The sequence below is a fragment of the Pseudanabaenaceae cyanobacterium SKYG29 genome (assembly GCA_025055675.1).
GTDB lineage: Bacteria > Cyanobacteriota > Cyanobacteriia > Pseudanabaenales > Pseudanabaenaceae > M5B4.
The window spans coordinates 732,450-755,500 of record JANWWT010000001.1; the positions used below are offsets into that span (position 1 = coordinate 732,450).

26 protein-coding genes are annotated in these 23,051 nt (G+C 48.2%); 16 read left to right on the forward strand and 10 right to left on the reverse strand.

Features of this window, described 5'->3' with window-relative positions:
- Positions 1-76: 76 nt before the first annotated feature.
- Genes NZM01_03515 through NZM01_03530 form a run of 4 tightly spaced genes read right to left on the reverse strand, consistent with a single transcriptional unit; the run spans position 77 to position 2,574 of the window.
- Positions 77-505, reverse strand: a complete 429-nt coding sequence (locus NZM01_03515) for a divergent PAP2 family protein (GenBank protein ID MCS6959096.1) — start codon at positions 503-505, stop codon at positions 77-79.
- Between the two features lie 6 nt (positions 506-511).
- Positions 512-1,408, reverse strand: coding sequence for a polyprenyl synthetase family protein (locus tag NZM01_03520; GenBank protein MCS6959097.1), 897 nt, complete (start codon positions 1,406-1,408; stop codon positions 512-514).
- On the reverse strand, positions 1,392-2,252 hold the full coding sequence (gene folD, locus NZM01_03525) for a bifunctional methylenetetrahydrofolate dehydrogenase/methenyltetrahydrofolate cyclohydrolase FolD (GenBank protein MCS6959098.1): 861 nt from the start codon (positions 2,250-2,252) through the stop codon (positions 1,392-1,394). Before folD ends, NZM01_03520 begins: the two co-directional genes overlap by 17 nt.
- A 1-nt stretch (position 2,253) precedes the next feature.
- Positions 2,254-2,574 (reverse strand): translation initiation factor, encoded by a 321-nt coding sequence (locus tag NZM01_03530; protein MCS6959099.1) that lies wholly within the window; start codon positions 2,572-2,574, stop codon positions 2,254-2,256.
- Between the two features lie 171 nt (positions 2,575-2,745).
- Between NZM01_03530 and NZM01_03535 the strand changes: the two genes are divergently transcribed.
- Both NZM01_03535 and NZM01_03540 read left to right on the forward strand, forming a co-directional pair.
- Positions 2,746-3,834: a glycosyltransferase family 1 protein gene (locus NZM01_03535; protein MCS6959100.1), complete on the forward strand. Its 1,089-nt coding sequence runs from the start codon at positions 2,746-2,748 to the stop codon at positions 3,832-3,834.
- Positions 3,831-4,418 carry a class I SAM-dependent methyltransferase gene (locus NZM01_03540; GenBank protein MCS6959101.1) on the forward strand — a complete coding sequence of 196 codons (588 nt, stop codon included), beginning with the start codon at positions 3,831-3,833 and terminating at the stop codon, positions 4,416-4,418. Before NZM01_03535 ends, NZM01_03540 begins: the two co-directional genes overlap by 4 nt.
- A gap of 26 nt (positions 4,419-4,444) precedes the next feature.
- Here the strand turns inward: NZM01_03540 and NZM01_03545 are convergent, their stop codons facing one another.
- Genes NZM01_03545 through NZM01_03570 form a run of 6 tightly spaced genes read right to left on the reverse strand, consistent with a single transcriptional unit; the run spans position 4,445 to position 9,057 of the window.
- On the reverse strand, positions 4,445-5,566 hold the full coding sequence (locus NZM01_03545) for a DUF58 domain-containing protein (protein MCS6959102.1): 1,122 nt from the start codon (positions 5,564-5,566) through the stop codon (positions 4,445-4,447).
- Between the two features lie 2 nt (positions 5,567-5,568).
- Positions 5,569-6,720: a metallophosphoesterase gene (locus tag NZM01_03550; protein ID MCS6959103.1), complete on the reverse strand. Its 1,152-nt coding sequence runs from the start codon at positions 6,718-6,720 to the stop codon at positions 5,569-5,571.
- The gene (gene psb28 / locus NZM01_03555; protein ID MCS6959104.1) at positions 6,720-7,055 is read right to left on the reverse strand and encodes a photosystem II reaction center protein Psb28; all 336 of its coding nucleotides are present in this window, start codon (positions 7,053-7,055) and stop codon (positions 6,720-6,722) included. The genes NZM01_03550 and psb28 overlap by 1 nt, the downstream gene beginning before the upstream one ends.
- Positions 7,056-7,094: 39 nt before the next feature.
- The gene (locus NZM01_03560; GenBank protein ID MCS6959105.1) at positions 7,095-7,529 is read right to left on the reverse strand and encodes a chemotaxis protein CheW; all 435 of its coding nucleotides are present in this window, start codon (positions 7,527-7,529) and stop codon (positions 7,095-7,097) included.
- Position 7,530: 1 nt separating this feature from the next.
- Complete coding sequence (locus tag NZM01_03565; GenBank protein ID MCS6959106.1) at positions 7,531-7,893, reverse strand: response regulator; 363 nt, start codon at positions 7,891-7,893, stop codon at positions 7,531-7,533.
- A gap of 15 nt (positions 7,894-7,908) precedes the next feature.
- Positions 7,909-9,057, reverse strand: a complete 1,149-nt coding sequence (locus NZM01_03570; GenBank protein ID MCS6959107.1) for a response regulator — start codon at positions 9,055-9,057, stop codon at positions 7,909-7,911.
- 134 nt (positions 9,058-9,191) lie between these two features.
- On the opposite strand from NZM01_03570, the gene NZM01_03575 reads away from it, so the two are divergent.
- The 14 genes from NZM01_03575 to NZM01_03640 all read left to right on the forward strand — a co-directional run bounded on the left by NZM01_03575 (position 9,192) and on the right by NZM01_03640 (position 22,995).
- Positions 9,192-11,018 (forward strand): family 10 glycosylhydrolase, encoded by a 1,827-nt coding sequence (locus NZM01_03575; GenBank protein MCS6959108.1) that lies wholly within the window; start codon positions 9,192-9,194, stop codon positions 11,016-11,018.
- A gap of 75 nt (positions 11,019-11,093) precedes the next feature.
- A complete protein-coding gene (locus NZM01_03580; GenBank protein ID MCS6959109.1) occupies positions 11,094-11,447 on the forward strand; it encodes a DUF1636 domain-containing protein in 354 nt (117 codons plus the stop codon).
- 2 nt (positions 11,448-11,449) lie between these two features.
- Positions 11,450-12,253 (forward strand): carbohydrate ABC transporter permease, encoded by an 804-nt coding sequence (locus tag NZM01_03585; GenBank protein MCS6959110.1) that lies wholly within the window; start codon positions 11,450-11,452, stop codon positions 12,251-12,253.
- Positions 12,254-12,315: 62 nt separating this feature from the next.
- Positions 12,316-13,038 (forward strand): hypothetical protein, encoded by a 723-nt coding sequence (locus tag NZM01_03590; GenBank protein MCS6959111.1) that lies wholly within the window; start codon positions 12,316-12,318, stop codon positions 13,036-13,038.
- A gap of 45 nt (positions 13,039-13,083) precedes the next feature.
- Positions 13,084-13,824, forward strand: a complete 741-nt coding sequence (locus tag NZM01_03595) for a hypothetical protein (protein MCS6959112.1) — start codon at positions 13,084-13,086, stop codon at positions 13,822-13,824.
- 33 nt (positions 13,825-13,857) lie between these two features.
- Entirely contained in the window at positions 13,858-14,004 is a 147-nt protein-coding gene (locus NZM01_03600) for a hypothetical protein (GenBank protein MCS6959113.1), read from the forward strand.
- Positions 14,005-14,362: 358 nt separating this feature from the next.
- The gene (locus NZM01_03605) at positions 14,363-14,809 is read left to right on the forward strand and encodes a thioredoxin family protein (GenBank protein MCS6959114.1); all 447 of its coding nucleotides are present in this window, start codon (positions 14,363-14,365) and stop codon (positions 14,807-14,809) included.
- Positions 14,778-15,626 carry a cytochrome c biogenesis CcdA family protein gene (locus tag NZM01_03610; protein ID MCS6959115.1) on the forward strand — a complete coding sequence of 283 codons (849 nt, stop codon included), beginning with the start codon at positions 14,778-14,780 and terminating at the stop codon, positions 15,624-15,626. The genes NZM01_03605 and NZM01_03610 overlap by 32 nt, the downstream gene beginning before the upstream one ends.
- Positions 15,627-15,729: 103 nt before the next feature.
- A complete protein-coding gene (locus tag NZM01_03615) occupies positions 15,730-16,842 on the forward strand; it encodes an LptF/LptG family permease (protein MCS6959116.1) in 1,113 nt (370 codons plus the stop codon).
- A gap of 67 nt (positions 16,843-16,909) precedes the next feature.
- Positions 16,910-18,652 (forward strand): CHASE2 domain-containing protein, encoded by a 1,743-nt coding sequence (locus tag NZM01_03620; protein MCS6959117.1) that lies wholly within the window; start codon positions 16,910-16,912, stop codon positions 18,650-18,652.
- Positions 18,653-18,701: 49 nt separating this feature from the next.
- The gene (locus NZM01_03625) at positions 18,702-19,577 is read left to right on the forward strand and encodes a 6-carboxytetrahydropterin synthase (protein ID MCS6959118.1); all 876 of its coding nucleotides are present in this window, start codon (positions 18,702-18,704) and stop codon (positions 19,575-19,577) included.
- Positions 19,567-20,238 carry a cyclic nucleotide-binding domain-containing protein gene (locus NZM01_03630; GenBank protein MCS6959119.1) on the forward strand — a complete coding sequence of 224 codons (672 nt, stop codon included), beginning with the start codon at positions 19,567-19,569 and terminating at the stop codon, positions 20,236-20,238. The genes NZM01_03625 and NZM01_03630 overlap by 11 nt, the downstream gene beginning before the upstream one ends.
- Before the next feature lies 1 nt (position 20,239).
- Positions 20,240-21,091, forward strand: a complete 852-nt coding sequence (gene pstA, locus NZM01_03635; protein MCS6959120.1) for a phosphate ABC transporter permease PstA — start codon at positions 20,240-20,242, stop codon at positions 21,089-21,091.
- 44 nt (positions 21,092-21,135) lie between these two features.
- Entirely contained in the window at positions 21,136-22,995 is a 1,860-nt protein-coding gene (locus NZM01_03640) for an IMS domain-containing protein (protein ID MCS6959121.1), read from the forward strand.
- Positions 22,996-23,051: the final 56 nt, after the last annotated feature.

Consider the following 23,051-nt stretch of genomic DNA (forward strand, 5'->3'; position numbering starts at 1 on the left):
GGAAAAGTAGCATAAGCGAAAAACAGCCCTGGAATTTGGCGTTTGTCACTATTTTGCAGTTTTGGGGGTGAACAAATTAGAGTAACCACCACATCAAAACAATTCCCACAATCGCCCCTACTACCACTTGCACAGGTGTGTGTCCTAAGAGTTCCTTGAGGGGGTCAGGGGGAGAATCCTCGTACAATTCCACCACAATTTGGTTAAGCAGTTGCGCTTGTTGACCTGCTGCCCGCCGAATCCCTGTAGCATCATACATCACAATGACAGCAAAGACACAGGCAATAGCAAATAGCCCACTGTCCCAACCCTGGGTAAGACCAATCCCTGTTGCCAAAGCTGATACTAACGCGGAATGGGAACTAGGCATCCCCCCTGTTTCAAAAAACACCTGCAATTTCAAGCAGCGATGGCGAATACTCTCAATGATTACTTTAATCAGCTGTGCTACCAGACTAGCACTCAGGGCAATCAATAACACACGGTTATCAAGGAGATGTTCCATACTATGCTAGTTAGTGCGCTCCACAATGTAGTCTGCCAGTGACTGCAGGGGTATTGCCCGATCGCCAAAGGTTGCCAGTAGTTGTTTGGCTTCTTGAATTAGTGCCTGGGCTTTCTGTTGGGAGGTTGCAATGCCCCATAGCTTGGGATAGGTCAGTTTTTGCGCTTTCTCATCCTTGCCTACGCTTTTGCCCAATTCTTCAGGGGTAGAAGTGATGTCTAAAATGTCATCAATGATCTGAAAGGCTAAGCCAATGTTCTGGGAGTATTGCCGCAACAGTTCTATCTGCTGGTCACTTGCCCCTGCGACGATCGCTCCCCCTACTACTGCCGCTTCCAACAGGGCTGCTGTCTTGTGTTTGTGAATGTAATCCAGCATTTCTTCTGTGGCATGGGGATTGCCTTCCATCTCTAAATCTACCACTTGACCACCCACCAAGCCTGCCGCAGAAACCGATCGGGCAAGCAGCCCAATCACGCGCACCACTCTATCTCTGGGTACTTCCAGGGGGGTGCGATCAGCAATGACTTGAAAAGCATAGGCAAGGAGTCCATCCCCCGCCAAGATCGCTATGTCTTCCCCAAAGACTTTGTGGTTAGTGGGTTTACCCCGCCGATAGTCGTCATTGTCCATTGCCGGCAGGTCGTCGTGAATTAAAGACATGGTGTGGATCATCTCCACCGCCACCGCCGTCGGCATTGCCCAATCTGGTGTACCACCACAGAGTTCACAACTAGCTAAGACTAAAATGGGTCGCAACCGTTTTCCCCCTGCTAGGAGGGAATAGCGCATCGCTTCATAGATTTTGGGGGGATAGCCCATCGGTAAATATGTATCCAGGGCAGTTTCTACCTGCTGGCGATACCGATCGAGGTAACTTTTGAGGTCAAAGGTAAGTGCCATACCGTTGGCAGTAGCTCCATAATGTATTTTGCAACAAAAGCGTAACGGTCATAGGACCAACTCCGCCAGGCACAGGGGTAATGTAGCTAGCCACCTGGGAAACTTCGCCAAAGTCCACATCTCCCACTAGTTTATCCCCCACTCGATTAATCCCCACGTCGATTACCACTGCCCCTGCCTTGACCATGTCGCCCCTAATTAAATTGGGTTTACCTGCAGCTACGACCAAAATATCTGCTGTCTGGGTAATTTCCTGGGGGTTGGGAGTACGGGAATGGACGATCGTGACAGTGGCGTTAGCTTCTAGGAGCATAAGGGCTAGGGGTTTGCCCACCAAAATACTTCGCCCCACTACTACTGCCCGTTTGCCAGCCAGGGGGAGCGGTAGAGTTTTTAATAGCTCCATTACTCCTGCGGGAGTACAACTTCTTAGCCCTGGTTCCCCTCTCACTAGTTTGCCTAGGTTAACAGGATGGAGACCATCTGCATCCTTCTGGGGCAGGATTGTGTTGATTATTGCACTACTATCGAGATGAGGTGGCACAGGTAGCTGCAACAAAATACCATCTACGAGAGGGTTACTGTTTAACTCTTCAATTAGCGCCCGTAACTCCGATTGGGTGGTATTTGCGGGGAGATGTTTGCCGAAGGAAGCTATCCCGACGCGCTGGCAGGCTTTTTCCTTGTTGGCGACATAGGTAGCACTAGCGGGGTTGTTCCCCACCATAATCACTGCTAATCCCGGTGGACGACCATATTCTGGTGCTAGTTGTTGGATACGCTGGGCAATTTTTTCCTGGAAAGCCTGGGCAATTGCTTTGCCATCTATAATCTGAGCAGTCATCCTACCCTCTCTTACACTGTTTATAACCCCATTCCACCAGGGCAGTGACTATTTTATCTGCATGTTCCCCTTGAACTTCGATCGTGTCCGCTTTGACTGTCCCGCCTGCCCCGCAGAGAGTCTTTAGTTTTTTGAGTAGTTCTTTGTAGGTATCCTCGGTTCCCTGCACACCCGAAATTACAGTCACTGTCTTGCCCCCTCTCCCTTTGCGGGAAATTTGCACCCTCACTTTTTGTTGGGCAATCGGTAATGGGGTGGTTTTTGGTTCAGGTTCTGGCTCTTTGCCAAATTCGCGATAAACTACCCGCTTGTTCACAGGCATCAACCCTGATTCCGATAGTGATGGAGATTATAGCAAAGTCTGGCTACGGCGCAGGCATTAACGTGAACCCTATCAAATAGAGTTCAGCCTACAATTTCCCAAAAATCGGTCTTCAAATTTTGATTAAACCTATGGTACTATGCCACTAAGCTAACCTTCTGCTTGACTACTATGCTTCACTTCTTTCTTATCCCCTATCTCTTACGAGAGCACAGTTATGAAGTTTACGAATACTCAAATGCAGAGATATGTAAATGGGCAGAGTTTTACCTAAGTAGAAAAACAGGTTTTCATCTAACAAACTTCTTAGCTGGGAAAGTAACTGAGAACCCAAATGATATTTTGCTGGGACACCCCACATTTATTGATCAGCCTGAGAAACATCCGTGTGGAAAAGTTATTCGCAATTGGGTAAAGGACAATGCCCTAACTACTGATCTACTCTGTCATCCCAATACTTACATTTTCATGCCTTGGGTTCCAGTTTTTCCTCCTGAATGGACTGAATGCATGCCTTTTTGGCAATCGCAACTATTATCAGCACGCAAAATTTTTGGTCTATGTGGCAGAATATGGTACGATCGGACTCTAGAATTAGAAGATAGTTCTATCCAATGTCAGGTTAAGCACAAATTGGTACACATTAACATGGGATTAGCAGCGCAAAATATTTTTCCTTATAAAAGCATGTTCAACCCTATTGGACAGAGAGGAATTCTACACATTAGCCACCTAGGAACATACAAAGGTTTTGATATTACCTGTGCCAGTTTGATGGGGCTAGATGTACTTCTGCATGTAGCTGGAAATGTACCGCAACTTCATGAAGGTTTGATCAAAACTCATATACAGGGGGAAGAATTTGTTTTCAATTTCTTGGGGTGTATTGATAATAGCGATCCATTTACTAACCAGTGGATTATAGAAAATTATGACTTTTACATACACACAGCAACGATGGATGCTCAAGCCACTACAATTTTGGAGAATGTTGCTAGAGGATTAATTCCTTTGGTAACCCCTGAGAGTGGATTCATCAGTGATCACGCTATCTACTTAACTCATGATCCCGATGAAAATCGCAAAATCATTAGGTGGGCATTAAACTTACCTGAGTCTGAGTTGCTGAAAAGAAGTCAGCTTTTAAGGGAGCAAGTTCTCCGAGAACATAACTGGGAGAACATTTTTAATAAGGTCTGGGATGAAATTTCCATGGATATAGAAATGCGCAAACAGAAACAGGAGGGAGCAAAACTATGAGCAGATCTGATGAGGGGAAGACAAGTAAAGTTGATAAACACATCTTTTTGACCAAAGCAGAGCTATTAGAAATTGAGAATCGGATTCGTATTGGGCGCCATGTAGAACGGTATGCTCTACTCAGGCAATTTGCCAAGGGTGTAGTGTGCGATGCAGCTTGTGGTTGTGGTTATGGTAGTTACCTGTTAGCAACGAACCCTGATGTACATTCTGTAATTGGGATTGACTCTGATCCAGGAGTTATTGATTTTGCTAAACGGGAATATGCTAGCTCTAAGGTTAGTTTTGTACAAGGTGACTTGAATACCTGGACTAGCGATCGACCTATAGATATGTTAATTTCTGTGGAAACAATTGAGCATATCCCCGAAACATTAGTACTACCAAATTTCTGTGATAGGAACCTGATTAATCATGTCATCCTAACATACCCCTCCAAAAAGACTACCCACTACAATCCTTTTCATTTTCATGATTTCAAGTTGCAGGATATCCTAAATATATTTTCTAAGTTTATTTGCTACAAGCACTTCAACTGGGAATATGAGTTTGATGTCGTATTTTTGATTCGGGAATCAGCTTAGTAAAGCTTTTTAAGCAATTTTTTGTCCTAACTAGGATAGGACTGCAACCAAGCAGCTAATTCACTATCAGGGCGAGCAACCCCTGCAAACAAGCCAGGCAAATTAGTACGCGGTTCCTTTTCTCCCCAATACAACCAACAGCTACCAAGGGGCAAGTCATCTAAGCCTACTTGAGAATGGGTCAACCACACTAGGGGCAGCTGGGGTAACTCTCCTTCCCTGTCATCAATTCCTATCCCCGCCAGGGCTTCATAGACTTCCGCGGCATCCCTAAGCACACCTGTAGGGACTGACCAAAAGGAGACTGTAAAGTTATGCTTAACTGCATAGTTGTAAAGAGAAGCAGCGGCAATTACTGCCTGCTCAAAGCAATGGTCTAACCAACCCGATCGGGTATCTAGGGCAATGACAAATTCTTGTCCTCCTGTGGTCACCTCCAATTCCCTTACCCGCAATTCCCCATAGCGCGCACTTGTCCGCCAATGCACCAGTCGAATGGGATCGCCCCAGCGATAGGGGCGTAGGTTTTTCGTCAAGCCTTCCGTAGCATTGTTGAAATTTAACTCCGTTGTATGGGGGCGAGGACTGGTCTCTGCACCTAACCGATCGAGAATAGGGCAATAACTGAGGGGCAAGATCAGCGGGTAGACTACCACAGGCTGGGGTGCCGATCGTTTTCTGCGACTGCGAAACAAACCCAAAGGAGCAGCGGTGATAATATCCACCCGATCGAATTGATAAATCCCCCGTTTAGTCGTGGGCACGCTGTAACGCCATGTCCAGGTTTGCTTAGCAGGCAGTAGCTCGATCGTGGTCTGAGGGCTAGCAGTAAAAGTGGCAGGGAGGAAATCCCACACTTGAATCAGCTTGCGACTGACCTTGCCCCGGTTCTCCACCAGCAATACCCCCTCTAAAAAATCCCCCGCGCTGACTGGTTCTATCTTGGGGCGGGTAATAACAATATCGGCGAGGGAGCGGGGCGGCAAGGTTGCCCCTGCAATCAGCAAACCTATGCTAATACCACTGATGACATAGAGCCAACCCGAAAGAGTGTTGGTAGCAGCGGCAAAAAAGAAAACACTAAGCCAGAATAGCAAACCACCGCCATACTCAGGGGTACTAAAGTGAAACTCCAGCCAGCGCCACATAACTAGTAAGTGGGGATAAACTTCATTGCCCGTTCCTCCGGAGTGAGGTCAGATTCGTTAATGTCTAGGCGATAAATCTGCCCTGTGGGGGTAGCAATCAAGCGGGGCAACTCCGACAGCTGTACTACCTGCAGAGTACGCATATTGTAGGTGGTGTAGGTCACAGTCTCAGAGTCAGTTTTGACATCAATGATTGTCATCGCCTTAAACAAGGGCGTATTGCCATTGAGCAACTGCCGCACACCGCTGCCCAGAATCCCCATGTTCAGTAACTCCAACTTGCCCTTGTGAGCAGGATAGTAGGCATGGTCATGTCCACTGATGTAGGTGTGTACTCGATATTTTTCCATCAGTGCCCGTAACTCTTCCGCCCGATCGAGATACTCCCCCGGAAACTCCCGCCCGTAGGTAATAGCATAGAGGGGTAAATGTCCCACCACAATCCGCACCTTGGCTTTTTGGGCCACCTCACTGGCTAAACTCCGCTCCGCCCAGTCAATCTGCTCTTGGGGTATAACATTGCCAGAAGCATCCCAGGTGAGGAAAAATCCCTCCTTCACCATAAAGGAGTAATAGAAGGGAAAGTCCCCCCGATCGATAAAATTCAAGCCCGTGGGATGATTGGGGTCGCGCCAGTAAGCAGCTGCTAAGTCTCGTTCCGTCTTAAACAAAAAACCACCGCTCAAGCTGCGGGCACTGGAGGCATCATGATTACCCAAGGTAAAGCCATAGGGCAACTTAGCTTTACGGAGGGGAGCCGCCACATTCAGGTCAAAGGCATCCCACATCGCCTTAATCTCTGCTTCCGTCAGACTGGGGAATTGCCCCGCTACCATGTCCCCGCTGCACAGCACCAAATCAGGCTGCCAGTAGGGAATCAACTCCACTGCCTTGAGTACCTCTGGTTCATAGGTGGTGGAACCATACTGACTGTTGAGGTCACTGATCACTGCAATGCGCAGGTCACCCCTAGGGGGGGCATACATACCAGGCGGAGCAGGGTTAGGCGAGGGAGCTGTAAGAGGAGCAGACAAGGAAGAACCAGGAGAGGTAACTGGTGGTTTTTGGGTCTGGAAACGCCGCGCTACCCCTGTCCCTAGAGCCACTCCACCACAGGCTACACTGGCTAGAAACAGAAACTGTCGCCGTTTCATTAGGAATTGCGCGTCAACTCCATCCCATTTTCGGCGGCAAAGCGCTCCATGAAACGCAGAAATCTTTGAAATTCTGCTTCCCCACGCATCTTGTATTCCGCCACAATCGCGGTTGCCTCCCCATTGAGGAATTTGGCATTGACAGAGCGGGAAATTAGCTCCCCTTCCTCATCGATGAGATACAGACCTGTGATGCTTTGCTCGCCATTTTCCAGACACTTGGGCTTTTGAAAATAGAACTTGGCTACACTAAATGCCCCATCCCGTGACCTGGTAATTCTTACGTCCAATACGTCTTCGTCAATACCCCGTGCCAATTGAATTCTAGCTGTCATCAATTCCTTTCCTAAGCAATAAGATAAATCCTGCCACAACTAGGCAGATATTGGTAACAGTTTGTCAGCACTTAGGGCTAAAATTGTCTGCCCATCGGGGGAAATCCAAGCTCCCTGCCCAAATTTGACTAGTTCTGGGGCATCAGAGCGTAGTTCCTGAGGAGCACACCTGACCATCTTGCCCACTTGTACGACAGCCAGACCGATCGGGTTTTGTCTGCAGCTACTGATCACCACAGGAAACCTACGCAAGCGGGTCGGCTGCTGATAGAGGGGTTCCAAGCCCAGGAGGGCAGATAAGTCTAATACCCACAACACCTCCCCTCGCCAATTGGTAACGCCCATCGTGTAGGGTGGAGTAGCAGGAATGGGAGATAGGCGGTCAACCGAGAGAGATATAACTTCTAATAACTGTTGTGTAGGCAACATTACCCTCTGGCTAGGCAGCAGCAGGGTCAGGAATTGCTCTGCCATACTACTTGATCAGCAACTTGACTGTGCGCAGCAGTTCTTCTGTATCGATCGGTTTCGTGAGATAGGCAGCTGCCCCCTGTTTCATGCCCCAAAACTTGTCCATCTCCCCACTCTTGGTAGAACACATAACAACGGGGATGTCTTTAGTCGCTTCGTTCTCTTTGAGTTCGCGACAAAATCCAAAACCGCTTTCCCCTGGTAACACCACATCCAGAATCAGTAAATTGGGCTTTTGTTGGGCTAACTTGGCCTTGGCATCCTCACTACTGGTGGCAACAACTACTGTGTAGCCAGCATTGCGCAGAGTCCCCGCTATCAGTTCTGCCTGGGTAAGGGTATCTTCCACCACCAAAATTGTCGCCATACCAAAACTCCTCTGTCATTTCTTAATATATTTTTGGATAATTTGCAGCACTTTTTCCTCTTCAGGGGGCTTACTCACAAAATCGGTAGAACCTGCTAACTTCGCCCGCACACGGTCAACTACCCCATCGTGCCCCGTCAAAATCACGATCGGTACCTCCTGGAACTGGGAGGTTTTGCGCAGAAACGTACATAACTCATAACCATTGGTGTTGGGCATGACCAGGTCAAGAAAAATTAAATCTGGTTTCTTCTGTAAGAGTGTGCTTACGCCCTGGAGGGGATCAGTGATGACAATTGTCTCGTAACCATGGGGGTTCAGGATCGCCGCCAGCGTCTGCCCAATTTGGGGGCTGTCATCAATACAGGCAATCACTCCTCGTTTGGTAGCTTTGGCACTGACCCTGCTCAAAAAGGGCAGAGCAATATCTGGTACTTCTCGGAATTCCACAATCCCATCTAACACTAAGGGCAACAGGGAGCGCATAACTGCAATCATGGATTTTTGCATCAGGAAGGACAAGTCCCAGAGCGTGTTTTTGCCGTTTACCAGTTTCTCCAAGTTGGGATAAGCACCTGTAGTCAGCACCTGGTGAAACCGATCGTTATCCACTACCACGGGAGCCAGTTCAAAACTAAATCCCGAAATCATATTTTGCACGTGGGAGAGTCCTGCTTCCTGCCATTTGGCTTTGGCGGTGGCAATATTTTGCAGTACTTGCTCAGCAGAGATAACCACTAGGGGGCGGAACGTCGCTTCTTTCTCCTCCCACTTCGTCTCCACAATTTTTTGGTCAACTATTGTTAGAAATACCTCGCGGATAGAAGACTGGATGACTTGCTTTGCCTGGTCAGAAGTAATTTTGTTTTCAATTACTGCCCGCGTCAAAACATCTATTTCCCAGGGAGATTGCAAATCGTTAAGTGTAGCAAACCATTCCTTACTTAAGTTGTTAATGTCGCAGTGTAAACGTACTGCGCGAATCCACCGCCGCGCCCGATGCATGCCCCCCGTAGCATAGGTCAAGCGCCCCAGATAGACATAAAGTTCCCAGTCGGGATAGTCTGGTTTTTCATGTTTTACGCGCAGGATGCCTGAAACATTCTGACTTTGCAGCTGGCGTAAGTCATTTGCTACCTTTAGTTGACTCAGTTCAGTAGTCATGCTCTGGGCGTTAAATTTAGTCTAGTGCTCATCTTAACACAAACGCCCTTGACCATAGCCAGAAGTTGTTGGCGAAAATCTGCCGATCGGGGTGCAAATTCCGCTACAATACCTGAGGTTTTGAGATAAAGACATTGAGATACCTCTGGCTGTTTCTACTGAGTGGTGTGTGGGGATTGAGTGTGGTGGCGCAGCCCCTCAAGACTCCCGATGACATCGATCGTGATTCCTTGGGCGATCCCCCTGTAATTACTTCTATGCCTATCAATACCCTAGAGGCAATTGCCATGCGGCAGGAATTACAGGATTTAATTGGCAGAGTAGAGAGTGCAATGCTAGCGGGCGGCATTCAGGGGGAAAATGCCATACTCCTGGAGGCTAAAAATTTCCTTAAGCAAATGCCCGGTTTAATTGCCCAGGGTAGAGACCTACAGGTAAGGACACAATGGGAACAACTACGGCAGAATTTGTGGCGGGCTTACCCTACCGATGCCTTGTCTTCTCTACCGGAAGTGCGGGCAATCTGGCTCGATCGGGGCACGATCGTGGCGGCTAAGTCTGCAGAAGGGCTAAAGGGGATTTTCGATCGCATGGCAGCGGCTGGTGTGAACACAGTGTTTATTGAAACTGTAAACGCTGGCTATCCTATTTACCCTAGTAGTGTAGCGCCTGAACAGAATCCCCTCACCAAGGGCTGGGACCCCCTAGCCGTAGCAGTCAAGCTTGCCCAAGAGCGCAAGATGGAAATCCATGCCTGGGTTTGGGTATTTGCGGCAGGCAATCGTCGCCACAACCTGTTGGTGGGTAAGGATAGCGATTATCCTGGGCCAGTGTTAAGCCTGTATCCCCAGTGGGCGGATGCCAGTGCCAGCGGGAGTATCTTCCCCCCCGAAAACAAAACCTTCCTTGACCCTGCTAATCCCCAGGTGCAGGAATATTTACTCAGGCTCTATCGGGAAATTATCACCCGCTATGATGTGGATGGCTTGCATTTGGATTACATTCGCTACCCCCGCCAGAGTAGTTGGCACAGCGCTAGTTATGGGCAGGCTTCTCGGGAGGGCTTCAAACAACTGACTGGGGTTGACCCCGTCAATATCACACCCAACGATCGTTCTCTGTGGTGGCTGTGGACACAATACCGCGCTGAGCAGATCAATCAATTTGTTGCTAGGGTTGCTAAAGAGTTACGCCCCCTGCGCCCGCGACTAGTGATTTCGGCAGCGGTGTTTCCCTGGAAGCAAATCGATCGGTTAAACCGCATTCAACAGAACTGGGAGACTTGGGTAGCAGAGGGGCACGTGGATTGGTTGGTGCCTATGACCTATGCCCCGGAAACTAGCCGCTTTTTGCAGGAGAAGGTACAGCCCGCCCTAACTGGTATGGGTGCTTCCCCTGGTCTCTTCCTGCCGGGGGTATTGCTTAAAAACGTGAGCGAGGGAGAATTACTGGATAAATTGCAGGCAGTGCGGGATTTGCCGGCAGGGGGCTTTTCCCTCTTTGCGGCTGAATATTTGAATGCCAAACACGAAGAACTGTTGAAGTCCACCCGCTCTACTCCTGAGGGGAGGATACTGCCCCATCGCAATCCCTTCCAAGCAGCTCTGATTCGCTATGAACTTCTGTTAAAGGAATGGCAGCCCTTTTTGGCGGGGGAACGCCTATGGCTACGGGGATTGACTCTACAGGCAATGCAAAACAAAACTCAAGCTTTCAAGACGGCTTTGGTAAACTTGCAAACCAGCCCCACTCGTACTAATTACCAGGCTGCGATCACAGCGCTGCGGAGTCTCAGTCAAGATTTACCCCAATGGCTGCGCCTAGAAGCCCTGGAACGCCCCTACCGGGTCAACACCTGGCATAACCGTTTAACAGCGATCGAGCGGATGTTGCAATATGGAGAGCGCACAATCATTGCTAGCAAAAACAATAAGCTGCAAGCGAATGTCCCTTCCCCCTAAAAAATCTGGTACAAGGGAGATGGCGACGGGGCAGCAATCAGTTAACAATTTAGTCCCACGGCAATAGGAACTGGGATGACCACAATTGTCTATGTTTGTACCACCTGTGCTAGTACTTGGGAAAATGGCAAAAGAGTTGGCATTAGTGGCGGCGAAATGTTGTTGCGGGCTTTAACGGACAGCAACAGTGATCAGGAATTGGTGATTAGACCGGTAAACTGTATGAGTGCCTGCAGCCAGTCTTGTGCCGTGGCGTTTATGTCTCCTGGCAAGTACAGTTATTTATTTGGCAATTTGCAAACAGAATCGGTGGCGGCTATTCTTGAGTGTGCTGCAATTTATCACCGCAAACCCGATGGTATGATGGCATGGCAGGAACGCCCTGTTCCGCTGCGTTCTAATTTGCTGGCTAAATTACCGCCCCTTTAGTTATGAAAAACTGGTGGTTAACTACTATTTTGTGGCTGGGGGTAGCTGTTCTTTTGCTGCCTTTACTATTTGTCCTGCTTACCTCCCTAGCTCCCCCTGATTTTCGTCCCGCTGTGAGTTGGTTGCCCTCTCGCTTAACCATCGCCAACTATACCAAAGCCTGGAACCAAGCAAATTTTATCTTGGCATTTGTCAACTCCACGATCGTGGCGGTAGCCACAACTGTTTTGCAAGTGCTGACATCTTTGTTAGCTGCCTATGCCCTCTCCCGCCTACAATTTTACGGCAAGAACTTCGTACTATTTGCTGTAATTGCCACCTTAGTCATTCCCTTTCAGCTCCTAGCCCTACCCATCTTTTTAATCCTACGGCTGGGTAATTTAATTAATACCTACGCTGCTCTAATTCTACCCACGGCAGCAAGTGGGTTTGGCATTTTTTGGTTGCGGCAATACATGGAAACAATTCCTATTGCTTTGGAAGAAGCTGCCATGCTTGATGGTGCCAACCGCTGGCAAATCCTTTGGTATATTATTTTCCCTTTGACCAGACCAGCTATTGTGACCCTTGGTCTTTTTGCCTTTATTGGCGAGTGGAATGACCTATTCAAACCCCTCCTTTTTACCACCAAACCCAGTTTACAGACAGTGCAACAGGTATTAGCCGGCTTTCAGGAACTCTACACCGCCGACTGGTCATTACTGATGGCAGCTGTTGTCATAGCAACTCTTCCTGTTTTAGTGTTATTTTGGCTAGGACAACAACAAATCCTGCGGGGGGTAGCAGCCACAGGCTTGAAAAACTAGGGAACATTTGTAAGTATTGATATTCTTTGCTTAAGGTAGGCGTGATTGAGAAAGAGGTAAGCATGATTAGACAATTTGTTGCTGTTACGGGCAGTTTACTACTAGGCATGGCTGCACCCACATTGGCAATGACAGAACAACAGGCGATAAGTCGTCTCAGTTCTGTGCCTCTATTTGTGTTGATGACCCCCCAAAATGAACCAGTGGTTTTATCTTTGACTAACAAGGGTAAGGAAGTGCAACTTGTTCGTTTTTACCTCAGCTACAATGATGCCCAAGTGGCTTTCCAGGACTTACAAAAAGTTAACCCCCAACTGGCAAGACAGGTGCGCATTGTTGCTGCTGCTATGCCTCAGTTTTTTGAACTGCAAAGGCAAAAGAAAGCTACCAATATCGATTTTGTTATTGTGCCTGCCCGTAACAGTTTGGAGGCTACCCGTGCTGTCCTCAGGGAACAGGGTAAACCTGATAACCAATTTGAGGGCATTCCTGTCTTCTATGCTACTGCCGATAAAAATGGTAGTTTGATCATGATTGAGGAGGGAGGAAGAAAATTTACACCCTTCTACTTCGATCGTTCGGACTTACAAAATTTCATCAACGACTATCGCCGTGCCAATCCCCAAGCCCCCCAGCCCAGAATTGAGGTGGTGCCCCTCGATCGGGTGATTAGCGCTATGATTACCACCCCCACTAACAAACCTGACCCCGCTAGTGCTACCTTCCAATTTGTCCCTTCCAGCAGTGCGGTGCAAAAAGCCTTGGAGACCCAGGGGAAGAAGTAGCGTTGATCTGCTAAACTAGGGGCATCCCCCTTCAGGAGTAAGTTTGTGGTTAACTTTTGTGTCCGTCTGCTGGTGCTGGTTTTCCTCCTTACCAGTTTTGCCCTGCCTGCTTTTGCCCTCACAGAAGCCCAGGTGGTGGAGCGTTTAGCCACTATTCCTATTTTTGTCATTGCTGATAGCCAGGGTATTCCTTTGGTGGGTACAAATGGTGACAAGGACAGCGATCGGGTATTGCCCTTCTTTCTCAGTCCCCAGGACGCGGAAACTACCCTCAAACAAATTCAAAGCAGTAATGCGGAATTAGAGCCGCAAATTCTAGCCCGATCGATGCGGGATATGTACAATTTTGTCCACACCAACCAGGACAAAGGTATTATCTACCAACTAGTTCCTTCGGAATCCAGCTTACAAGCCGCAGCGGCAATCTTTGGTGGGGATGGCGAAGAACTCCCTAATGTGCCTGTCTTTTTCGCCGTAGAAATGACGGACGAACAAACCCCTAATTTGTTTACCGTTGCCCAGGGCGAACAAGTGTTTATTCCCTTCTTTTTTGAACGGGAAGACCTCGATCGCCTAATTGCCCAAGTGAACGCCAATGACAAGACTAATAAGCAACCCCAGGTGAGAGTGGTGTCCTTCTTTCAGGTGTTAAACTCCATGGTGGACAATGGGGAAACTCAAGTAGCTCCTGAAGTGGAGCGCTTTACTTTCTTTGCTGCCCAAAAATCCTTCGACTGGATCAGGGACAATCTGAAACCAGAGGCAGACACTACCAACCAAACCTAAATCTATAATCTACTTGGCATTGGAGGTAAGGACATGAGTGAAGCAAGCAAGCAGCGTATCCAAGAGCATATCCGCCGCAGTACCGGTGCTAATTTCTATGAACAGCGGAAAGAAAAAGAAAACCAACGTAAAGAAAATATCATGCGTCATCTGCGTTTGAGTACACCTGACAACAACTAGGGTTTGTACACATGCTTGTCGCCGAGTAAGTGCTGCTAACTGCAAAGGTCCTGACCTGGTGCAGACTTGCTCAGGATAAATTCCTTTTTTTCTCTGTGATGGTCCCCATGAGAAACGGAGGTTTCCTGTATCTCTTTGGTGCTCCAGAACAGCAGAACAAATCTCATATCACTCCTCCAAACTTTTCAAGAATTGACCGATGGAATTACCTGTCTTCTGCCCCTTTAGCAGTGCTTACCAGGGTTTCCTTGATAACAACCAAGTGATAGTAATAGTAAGTTTTTAAGAATAGTAGTTAAGTGTGAGACTTGCGCAAGCATATTCTGGTATAGTTTTGGTAAAGTTCAGATAGAGTTTTATGCGCTACTTACTGCCCACATTTGTTGCTCTGTCTTTGCCAGCTCTGGTAGCCTCTGCCCACAGGGCTAACAAGATTGAATCAGTTGGTAATCCATTGCCAGCGGCATTCCAAGACAAACCAGCAATTGTGCAAATTAAATCCCGTAACTGTCCTATGTGCCGTAAGATGGAACCGATCGTCCAGGAGGTCAAGGACAAGTACAAAGGCAAAGTTACTTTCATTACCTTTGACATAACTGATAGCAACAGCCTGCAGGAGGCGCGGAAAGTAGCAGCTACAGTCAAGTTGACAGACTTTTTTGCCAAACATGGTGGTCAAATGGGGCTGATTCTGGCAGTTGATCCCCGATCGGGTAAGGTCCTAGAACAGTTCTCCCAGGGGTCAACGGTTGACACATTCACAAAGGTACTGGATGAGGCTCTGGCAGAATTGGCGAAAAAGTAGGTGGCAAATTCCTATCGCTTTCGGGATAGGGGTCTGTCTTCTAATTGCTATTCGTCCTCTATGGCAACAACTGACGGATGTATGGCATAGTCTTCTACTACCCACGATCATTACCTATCAAAATTGGCTAGGAGAGGTCGGTCAATCTGTATGGGTTTTACCTTTCCTGGCTTTTTTAGGGGGTGTGATTGTCAGTCTTACCCCCTGTGTTGTGGCTTTGTTACCTGTCTATCTCACCTACATTGGCACACTGGAACCCCAGTCCCGACGGGAAGCCCTTTCTAATTCTTTATTTTTTGTGGCAGGTGCTTGTTCCCTGTTTGCTATCCTAGGGGCACTTGCTGGTCTCACTAATGCTATTTTGTTGGCTTGGCGTAGTCAAATTTATCTGGCGATCGGGGTCGGCATTTTGCTGGCGGGACTAAAGCAGTTGGGCATCCTCAAGCTCGGCAACCTTCCCCGTTTAACAGCCCTTGCCTGGTTAGGGCATCCCTTTTGGGTGGGGGTTTCCTTTGCCACAGTGATTTCCCCCTGTGGGGCAGGTATTGCTGTCGCCACTGTCCTGGCAGCGGGGGGTACGGGTTCCCCCCTAGGAGGAGCTATGGTCATGATCTGCTATGGTTTGGGCTATACCTTGGTCATCTTTCTTGCTAGCTTAGGGGTGGGGTTGGCTAAACAGGCACGTAAATTTATTCCCTATAGTGAAAAGGTTTTGCATGTAGCGGGTGTAATTCTCACAATTGGGGGTTTGTTCTACATTTATCAGGGCGCCATGGGGTTACTCTTCCCTGCACCCAGCAGTAGCGGCATTGAATAAAGGAAAGTTAGAATAGGTTGTCAGTACCAGCATGGGCATGGCAACGCTTCCCAGAGCAAAACACCGATCGGTGATTACTGTTAATTTTTCCCCCATCTCCATCATGGACCGCTATTTGATTAGCGAGATGGTCAGTCCTTTTTTGTTTGGTGTGGGGGCATTTACTTCTATCGCTTTGGCGATCGGCTCTCTGTTTGAGTTAATTCGCTTAATTACTAATGCAGGCTTGAGTGTTTTAACTGCTTTAGAAGTGTTTGCTTTACAGTTGCCTGGGTTTATGGTTTATTCCTTTCCTATGTCTATGTTATTGGCAACTTTGATGACCTATGGGCGCTTCTCCTCTGATGGGGAAATTACAGCTTTAAGGAGTTGTGGAATTGGCGTTTATCGCTTAGTTGTGCCTGCTTTAGTGTTGAGTTTGTTAGTCTCTGGCTTGACTTTTGCCTTCCACGAAGTAATTGTGCCCTCGGCTAATTTTCAAGCGAAAAATGTGTTACGCCGTGCCCTCAAACAAAACAATCTCCAGTTCCGTGACCGTGATATTTTTTATCAGCAGTACGGGGAGATCAGCAATCCCGATGGGACAAGGGAACAGGGGTTAGTGCGCAGTTTTTATGCCCGCCGTTTTGATGGGGAATTAATGTATGGCATTACAGTTTTAGACTTTTCCCAGGGGAAGATTCAGCAAATTCTCTCGGCGGAATCGGCAAAATGGAAACCTGACCAAGGGGTATGGGAATTTCGTAATGGCACTAACTATTTGATTAAGCCTGATGGCACCTACTACAGTATTTTGCGCTTTGAGCGACAGGATTTGCGCTTACCCCGTGCCCCTTTAGATTTTGCCCAGGAACAACGCAGTGCTGAAGAAATGAATATCAAAGAGCTGAGCAAGTTTATCGAATTAACCCGCCAATCAGGGAACTGGAAAGAGGCAAAAAAACTAGAAGTTAGTTTGCAACAAAAGTACGCCCTGCCCTTTATTTGTGTGGTCTTTGCTTTGGTTGGTTCTCCCCTAGGTATGCGCCCCCAAAGAACCAGTACAGCGATCGGATTTGGCATCAGTGTGATGATTATTTTTGGCTATTATGTTCTACTATTTGTCTGTGGAGCGCTAGGGCAAGTGGAGATTCTTTCCCCTGTTTTGGCAGCCTGGTTGCCCAATATAGTTGGTTTAGCGGCGGGTTTCTTTCTCCTGCAAAAGGCAAATGCTTAGGCAAGGGATAACCTCATTTGTAAATTGGCTGCGGGAAAATTTAATCCCCATTAGTTCGGGGATAACGGTGACCACGATCGTTATTGTGACCAAATTTATGGGACTGTGGCAGAGTTGGGAGTTAAACATTTTGGACTGGAGTTTTGCCCATAGCCCCCCCGAACCACCCGATCACAGAATTGTCATCATTGGTATCACGGAAGCGGATATTAGAAATGTAGGTTACCCTGTCCCCGATCGGGTGTTAGCTGATTTAATTACCCAGCTACAAACCTATCGACCAAGGGCGATCGGGGTAGATATTTTTCGCGATCTACCTGTTCCCCCAGGCACAAAGGAATTACAGGCAATTTGGCGAAATATACCCCAAGTAATTGGCATTGAGAAATCAGTGTTACCTGCCCCTGATAATCCTATAGTTAAACCGCCGCGGCAGTTACCGCAGGAGCAAGTGGGCTTTGCCGATGTGTTATTAGACGAGGATGGCAAAATTCGCCGCGCTCTGTTGTCAGCTCCTGGTATTGATAGTGCTTATCGCTTTGCTTTTGCTACCCGTCTAGCTAGTTTATATTTACAGCCAGAAGGTATCACTCTCAGCAATGGTATTAGGGATAGCCATGCTTTTCGCTTTGGTAATGTGGAGTTGCCCAGATTTACTGGTAGCAGCGGGGGCTATGTGCGTGCAGATAGCGGGGGCAATCAAATCCTAATTAACTGGCGTAGACAGGCTAAGTTTACCATCGTTTCTCTACAAGAAGTACAGACTAAACAATTTGATCAGCAATACTTTCAGGACAAGGTCATAATTATTGGCTATACCGCCCCCTTTAGTGCTAAGGACACTTTCTTTGTCCAGAATAAAGAAATTTATGGCGTAGAATACCATGCCCATGTTGTCAGTCAAATTCTTAGTTTTGTACTAGAGCAACGACCACCCCTGCGCCCCCTACCATCTTGGTTAGAGTACTGTTTGATTTTAGTTGGGGGTATAGGGGGAATGTTTTGGGCACTTAGCTGTAATTCTCCCTGGTCAATGTATGGGGGATTGGGGAGCAGTATAGTTTTCCTATTTGTCTCTAATTACGGGTTGTTGGTCTACCACTGGTGGCTACCCATTGTTCCCACAATCATTAGCACAATCAGTAGCACAATTGTCACACGTAATATCAGTGATTTTCGAGCATTTTTGCGCCAACAAGCCCAACTATTAGAACAACGTCAGCGAACCCTCGATGATGCTTTTAATGCTATGCACAATGGACCCCTCCACACCCTCGGCGAACTGCTTAGCCTCTTAAAAATGGAGGAAGTGCCCCAGCCCACAATTATTACCAAATTGCAACAACTCGATCGGGAATTGCGCACTGTCTATGAATCCCTCCGTCCCGAAAATTTAGCGAAGGCAGCTTCTATTCCTCTCCATGAGCTGTTGTTTGAAGTTTATCACCGCACTATGCAGCGGGATTTTGCCTGTTTTCGCTCCCTCAAGGTGAGGGTGCCGGATATTCACCCTATAGACGATCGGGGTTTGAGTGGAGAATTAAAGCGGGAAATTTGCGATTTTTTAGAGGAAGCCCTCTGCAACGTGGGCAAACACGCCGTAGGCGCTACTCGTTTGACAGTAATTTGCAAAGAAATCGCGGGCAAACGCACAATTAGAGTAATTGACAACGGTATTGGCTTGCCCCAAGACAATCACCGAGTTAGTGGAGGTACCAAACACGCCCAGCAATTGGCAAAACGCCTACGGGGGAAATTTCAGCGCCGTCCCCATCAGCCCCAAGGCACAATCTGTGAACTGGAATGGTAGGATGTCCCAAAAGGTGCTAGGCTAAAGGGAGAGAGAACGATCGGAGTTCATGCCCCAGTGTGTTGTTAATCGTCGTGCCCAGTTTGCCGCCAGTCATCGCTATTGGCTCCCAGAGTTATCAGAGGCAGAAAATTTTTACCGCTTTGGCAAGGGTAGCATCTTTCCTGGTCATGGGCACAATTACGAGCTATTTGTCTCCATGCAGGGGGAAATTGATCCCCACAATGGTATGGTGTTGAATTTATCAGAAGTCAAGCACATTATTCACAGGGAAGTCATCCAAGACTTAAACTTTAGCTATTTGAATAGCATCTGGCCGGAATTTCAGGAATGTTTACCCACCACGGAAAATATTGCTAGAGTAATTTGGCAACGCCTGGCTCCCCACTTACCATTAGTCAATATCCAACTCTATGAACATCCACAACTCTGGGCAGACTATAAGGGAAATTCTATGGAAGCATATCTGACGGTTAAAACTCACTTTGCTGCCGCCCATCGTTTGGCGTTGCAGACCCTTTCTTTGGAAGAAAACACAGCGATCTATGGCAAGTGTGCCCGTCCTAATGGGCATGGGCATAACTACCATTTGGAAGTTACGGTCAAGGGAGAAATTCATCCCCGTACAGGTATGATTATTGATTTAGAGAAACTGGAAGAAGCGATTAAAACCTATGTGGTTGAACCCCTCGACCATACCTTTTTGAACTTTGACATTCCTTACTTTGCTGAAGTTGTGCCGACAGCGGAAAATATTGCAGTTTACATCCAGAATGTCCTCACAGAGCCAATTAGACAGCTAGGAGCAGAGTTATATCGAGTGAAATTGATTGAAAGTCCCAACAACTCCTGTGAGGTATTTGGTCCTAGTGACTACCCCCTTCATGAGTTATTAAACCAATCTGCCTCTAGTTATGCACTATGAGTTGTTTGGTCACGTTTCCTATTCCCTGCAGGCGATTAGTTACCTGGTCAGGGACATTCTATTGCTGCGGGTTGTAGCGATCGGTGCTAGCATAGCCGAGATTACCTATGATTTTTTAATTGCCGACCAACCTCTCTGGGTGGGTATTCTATGGAACAGCAGTTTTATTATCATCAATTTAGGGCAGATTTTGTATAGTCTGGTGGAGCGGGGGCAGTTAAAATTTCAGCCAGAAGAGATGGAACTATACGAGACAGTATTCCATCGGTTTTCGCTCCTGGAATACAAGAAATTATTACGCATAGCCCAGTGGCATAATTTGCCGCCGCAGCACATCCTTAGTAGGGAGGGAGAAGACATTGATAGTGTAATTCTTATCTTTAATGGTCTAGTGTCTGTACAGAGGGGAGGGAAAGAAGTTGCGCAGTTGAAAGATGGCAATATTATCGGGGAGATGAGTTTTTTGCAGGGGGGAGCGGCAACTGCCACTACCAAGACTCTCACGCCAACTAGGGTGATACGATGGAAAAAGGCGGAACTGCGAGCTTTACTCGATCGCAATCCCAACATGGGTCTGGCTATGCAGTCTGTGTTTAATGCAGAATTAATTTACAAGTTGGTGAAGAAAGATTACGAAAAGCGCTTGGAAAGACAGAGATAGTTTGACTCATTCCCGCTCCTGGCGGTCATTGCGGGATTACTGCCTGTCCTTCTTTTCTTTTGTTTGCACACTCCTCTGTTTGCTGCCCCTGGCTAGTCTGTTATTCTATGTTGTGGGTCAGGGGCTATCCCGTTTTGATGGAGCAGCTTTCACCCAATTACCACCTCCTCCCAACAGCGAAAGCGGCGGCTTTGCCAATGCCCTGCTGGGCACGATCGTGATGGTGGGTATAGCTACAGGGCTGAGTGTGCCGATCGGGGTTTCTGCTGCGGTTTATGGAGCAGAGTTTGATAGCAAAGTCGGTGCGGTGATCAAGTTGGCGGCAAATGTCCTCTACAGTGTACCTTCTATTCTCACGGGGGTATTCGTCTATGGGCTGATTGTCTTGCCGACAGCGCAGTTGACCCAGGGGCGCTATGCTTTTTCGGCGGTGGCGGGGGGAGTGGCATTGGCAATTGTCATGTTACCGGTTGTGTTCCGCACTACGATCGAGAGTTTGCAGCAGGTAGAGCAGGATTTACGGTGGGCAGCTTTGGCAGTGGGAGCAACAGAGAGTCAGGTAGTGTTGGGGGTGGTGTTGCCTACAGCTCTCCCCGCGGTGGGGGTTGGTATCTTCCTGGCGGTGGCAAGGGTCATGGGGGAAACAGCTCCCCTGATTTTTACGGCGCTATTTAATCAGTACTGGTCACGCAGTGTCTGGGATCGGACGGCTTCCCTAGCGGTGTTGATTTATGAATTTGCGCGCTCCCCCTTTGCTAATCAACAACAATTGGCATGGACAACAGCTCTGGTTCTTTGTGTGCTGGCCACGATCGCTAATTTGGGGGCAAAACTGGTTGCCCGCAGGGACTAGGCAAAAATCTGGTATGTTAAAAACAAGCCAATTATGCAACTGCCGTGCGTATCTCCCTCGACCACTATCGTATTTTAGGGGTAGCACCTGATGCCAGTCCTACTTATATTCAGCAGGTGTACCATTCCTTGGCGACGTGGATACCCCACCGTGACTTCTCCGAGGCAGCACTACAGGCACGGCAAAGAGTCCTAGAGCGCTCTTTCCAGGTATTGACCAACCCTGAGCAACGCCTAGAGTATGACCATATCCTAGCGGAAGGGGAGCGCACCCTGGAAGTTCCTGAACCCGATCGGATGGGAGCACTCCTGATTCTCTATAGTGTGGGGTCATACCAGGAAGTCCTAGAGCTAGCCCAACCCCAGTTGGCAGAGGACGAATTGACGCGCAGTGACCGCATTTTGGTTAGGGCTTTAGCATTACAGGCGATCGGGTTAGAGCGGTGGCAGCAGGGCAACTTTACAGAGGCGGGGGATGCCCTAGAACAAGCCCAAGAGGAATTGATGGAGGCGGGTTTATTTTTACATTTGCGGGGGGAACTCCAGGCTTATTTGTTCAAACTGCGTCCCCATCGCATTCTCCATCTCCTCAGTCAACATCCCCACCGTATGGCGCAGGCAATCACTCTTTTAGGGGAAATGCTTGATGAACGAGGGGGCATCGAAGGCACAGGCAACGACTATTCCGGTCTCGATCGGGAGCAATTTTTACACTTCATCCAGGAAGTTCGCCAATATTTGCCTACTCGCACCCAAGAACAACTGTTTGCCGAGGAAGCTAAGCGTCCCTCTCTAGTAGCTAGTTATCTCCATGGTTACAGTCTGATTGCCAGGGGATTTGCTGAATTTCGCCCTGATTACATCCGCCGTGCCCAGGGCATTTTCTTAAAGCTGCGCCCCAACCAAAATGTCTACCTGGAAACTGCTCTTTGTTCCCTCCTGTTGGGACAAACGGAAGAAGCCCTTTCAGAAATTATTCTCAGCAATGAATATGACACGATTATTAAGTTTCGCCCCGACCCCAACGCTGAGCCCGATCTGTTACTTAATCTCTGTTGGTACTGCGAGCGGTGGCTAGAGAAAGAAGTTTATCCCCACTTTGCTGACTTGGCAGGCAAGTCCCCTTCTCTCAAAGCCTATTTCGCGGAAAAGCAGGTGGAAACCTATCTAGAAGAACTCTCCCAAGGCAACCCCGCTGAAACGGCAGGGGAATGGATACCCAGTTCTCTACCCCGCCCGACCGCTCCCCCTGCCCCCCCGAGAATTCCTGTGCCACCAGCTGTACCGACTCCTAACCCCATCTCCCAGGAAGCAGCCCCTAGGACTCGTACCCGCTCGTTTTTCCCCCGCCTGCTTCTCATCTTGGCTGTTGCCCTCAGTGGGTTAGGTGGGGGTGTAGGATTGTGGCTAGTGCGCCGCCAGGGACTGCTACCTTTACCCTCTACTGCCCAACCGCCAGTGCTGATTCAAACACCCCTGTTTGCCAGTTTCAGCCAAGTTGCCCTCTTAAAAGTGCCGGAGGAAATGAACCTGGAACAAGCCCGACAAATCATTAACAAGTGGCAGACGATCAAAGCCCAGGCAATGGGGGAGAAGTATGACATCACTGCCCTAGAGGGTATTCTGGTAGAACCGAGTTTGTCCGAATGGCGACGGCGAGTAGAGCGCAACAAAGAGGAGCAAGCCCATCTAGTCTATAACGTCAAGAATGTGGAAATCAAAACTGTCACGCCCGAGGGCACAGACAAAGCGGATGTGATAGCCGTAATTACTGAAGACCGCGATTATATCCAGCAGGGGGAGCGAATAGCGAGTGACTCCCGAACCGATGACCAGTACGAAGTCACTTACAAATTGCTGCGACAAAACGATAACTGGTTTATTCAGGACATGATTGTGAAGTAAGAAATTGGGCTTCGGTAAGCTCAGCCCCCAAGCAAAACAGGCTCAACCCCCAAGCG

Bases quoted from the DNA above. Each gene is read 5' to 3' on its own strand.
- NZM01_03515 (MCS6959096.1), bottom strand. From the start codon at position 505: ATGGAACATCTCCTTGATAACCGTGTGTTATTGATTGCCCTGAGTGCT.
- NZM01_03520 (MCS6959097.1), bottom strand. From the start codon at position 1,408: ATGGCACTTACCTTTGACCTCAAAAGTTACCTCGATCGGTATCGCCAG.
- folD (MCS6959098.1), bottom strand. From the start codon at position 2,252: ATGACTGCTCAGATTATAGATGGCAAAGCAATTGCCCAGGCTTTCCAG.
- NZM01_03530 (MCS6959099.1), bottom strand. From the start codon at position 2,574: ATGCCTGTGAACAAGCGGGTAGTTTATCGCGAATTTGGCAAAGAGCCA.
- NZM01_03535 (MCS6959100.1), top strand. From the start codon at position 2,746: ATGCTTCACTTCTTTCTTATCCCCTATCTCTTACGAGAGCACAGTTAT.
- NZM01_03540 (MCS6959101.1), top strand. From the start codon at position 3,831: ATGAGCAGATCTGATGAGGGGAAGACAAGTAAAGTTGATAAACACATC.
- NZM01_03545 (MCS6959102.1), bottom strand. From the start codon at position 5,566: ATGTGGCGCTGGCTGGAGTTTCACTTTAGTACCCCTGAGTATGGCGGT.
- NZM01_03550 (MCS6959103.1), bottom strand. From the start codon at position 6,720: ATGAAACGGCGACAGTTTCTGTTTCTAGCCAGTGTAGCCTGTGGTGGA.
- psb28 (MCS6959104.1), bottom strand. From the start codon at position 7,055: ATGACAGCTAGAATTCAATTGGCACGGGGTATTGACGAAGACGTATTG.
- NZM01_03560 (MCS6959105.1), bottom strand. From the start codon at position 7,529: ATGGCAGAGCAATTCCTGACCCTGCTGCTGCCTAGCCAGAGGGTAATG.
- NZM01_03565 (MCS6959106.1), bottom strand. From the start codon at position 7,893: ATGGCGACAATTTTGGTGGTGGAAGATACCCTTACCCAGGCAGAACTG.
- NZM01_03570 (MCS6959107.1), bottom strand. From the start codon at position 9,057: ATGACTACTGAACTGAGTCAACTAAAGGTAGCAAATGACTTACGCCAG.
- NZM01_03580 (MCS6959109.1), top strand. From the start codon at position 11,094: ATGACCACAATTGTCTATGTTTGTACCACCTGTGCTAGTACTTGGGAA.
- NZM01_03585 (MCS6959110.1), top strand. From the start codon at position 11,450: ATGAAAAACTGGTGGTTAACTACTATTTTGTGGCTGGGGGTAGCTGTT.
- NZM01_03590 (MCS6959111.1), top strand. From the start codon at position 12,316: ATGATTAGACAATTTGTTGCTGTTACGGGCAGTTTACTACTAGGCATG.
- NZM01_03600 (MCS6959113.1), top strand. From the start codon at position 13,858: ATGAGTGAAGCAAGCAAGCAGCGTATCCAAGAGCATATCCGCCGCAGT.
- NZM01_03605 (MCS6959114.1), top strand. From the start codon at position 14,363: ATGCGCTACTTACTGCCCACATTTGTTGCTCTGTCTTTGCCAGCTCTG.
- NZM01_03610 (MCS6959115.1), top strand. From the start codon at position 14,778: ATGAGGCTCTGGCAGAATTGGCGAAAAAGTAGGTGGCAAATTCCTATC.
- NZM01_03615 (MCS6959116.1), top strand. From the start codon at position 15,730: ATGGACCGCTATTTGATTAGCGAGATGGTCAGTCCTTTTTTGTTTGGT.
- NZM01_03625 (MCS6959118.1), top strand. From the start codon at position 18,702: ATGCCCCAGTGTGTTGTTAATCGTCGTGCCCAGTTTGCCGCCAGTCAT.
- NZM01_03630 (MCS6959119.1), top strand. From the start codon at position 19,567: ATGCACTATGAGTTGTTTGGTCACGTTTCCTATTCCCTGCAGGCGATT.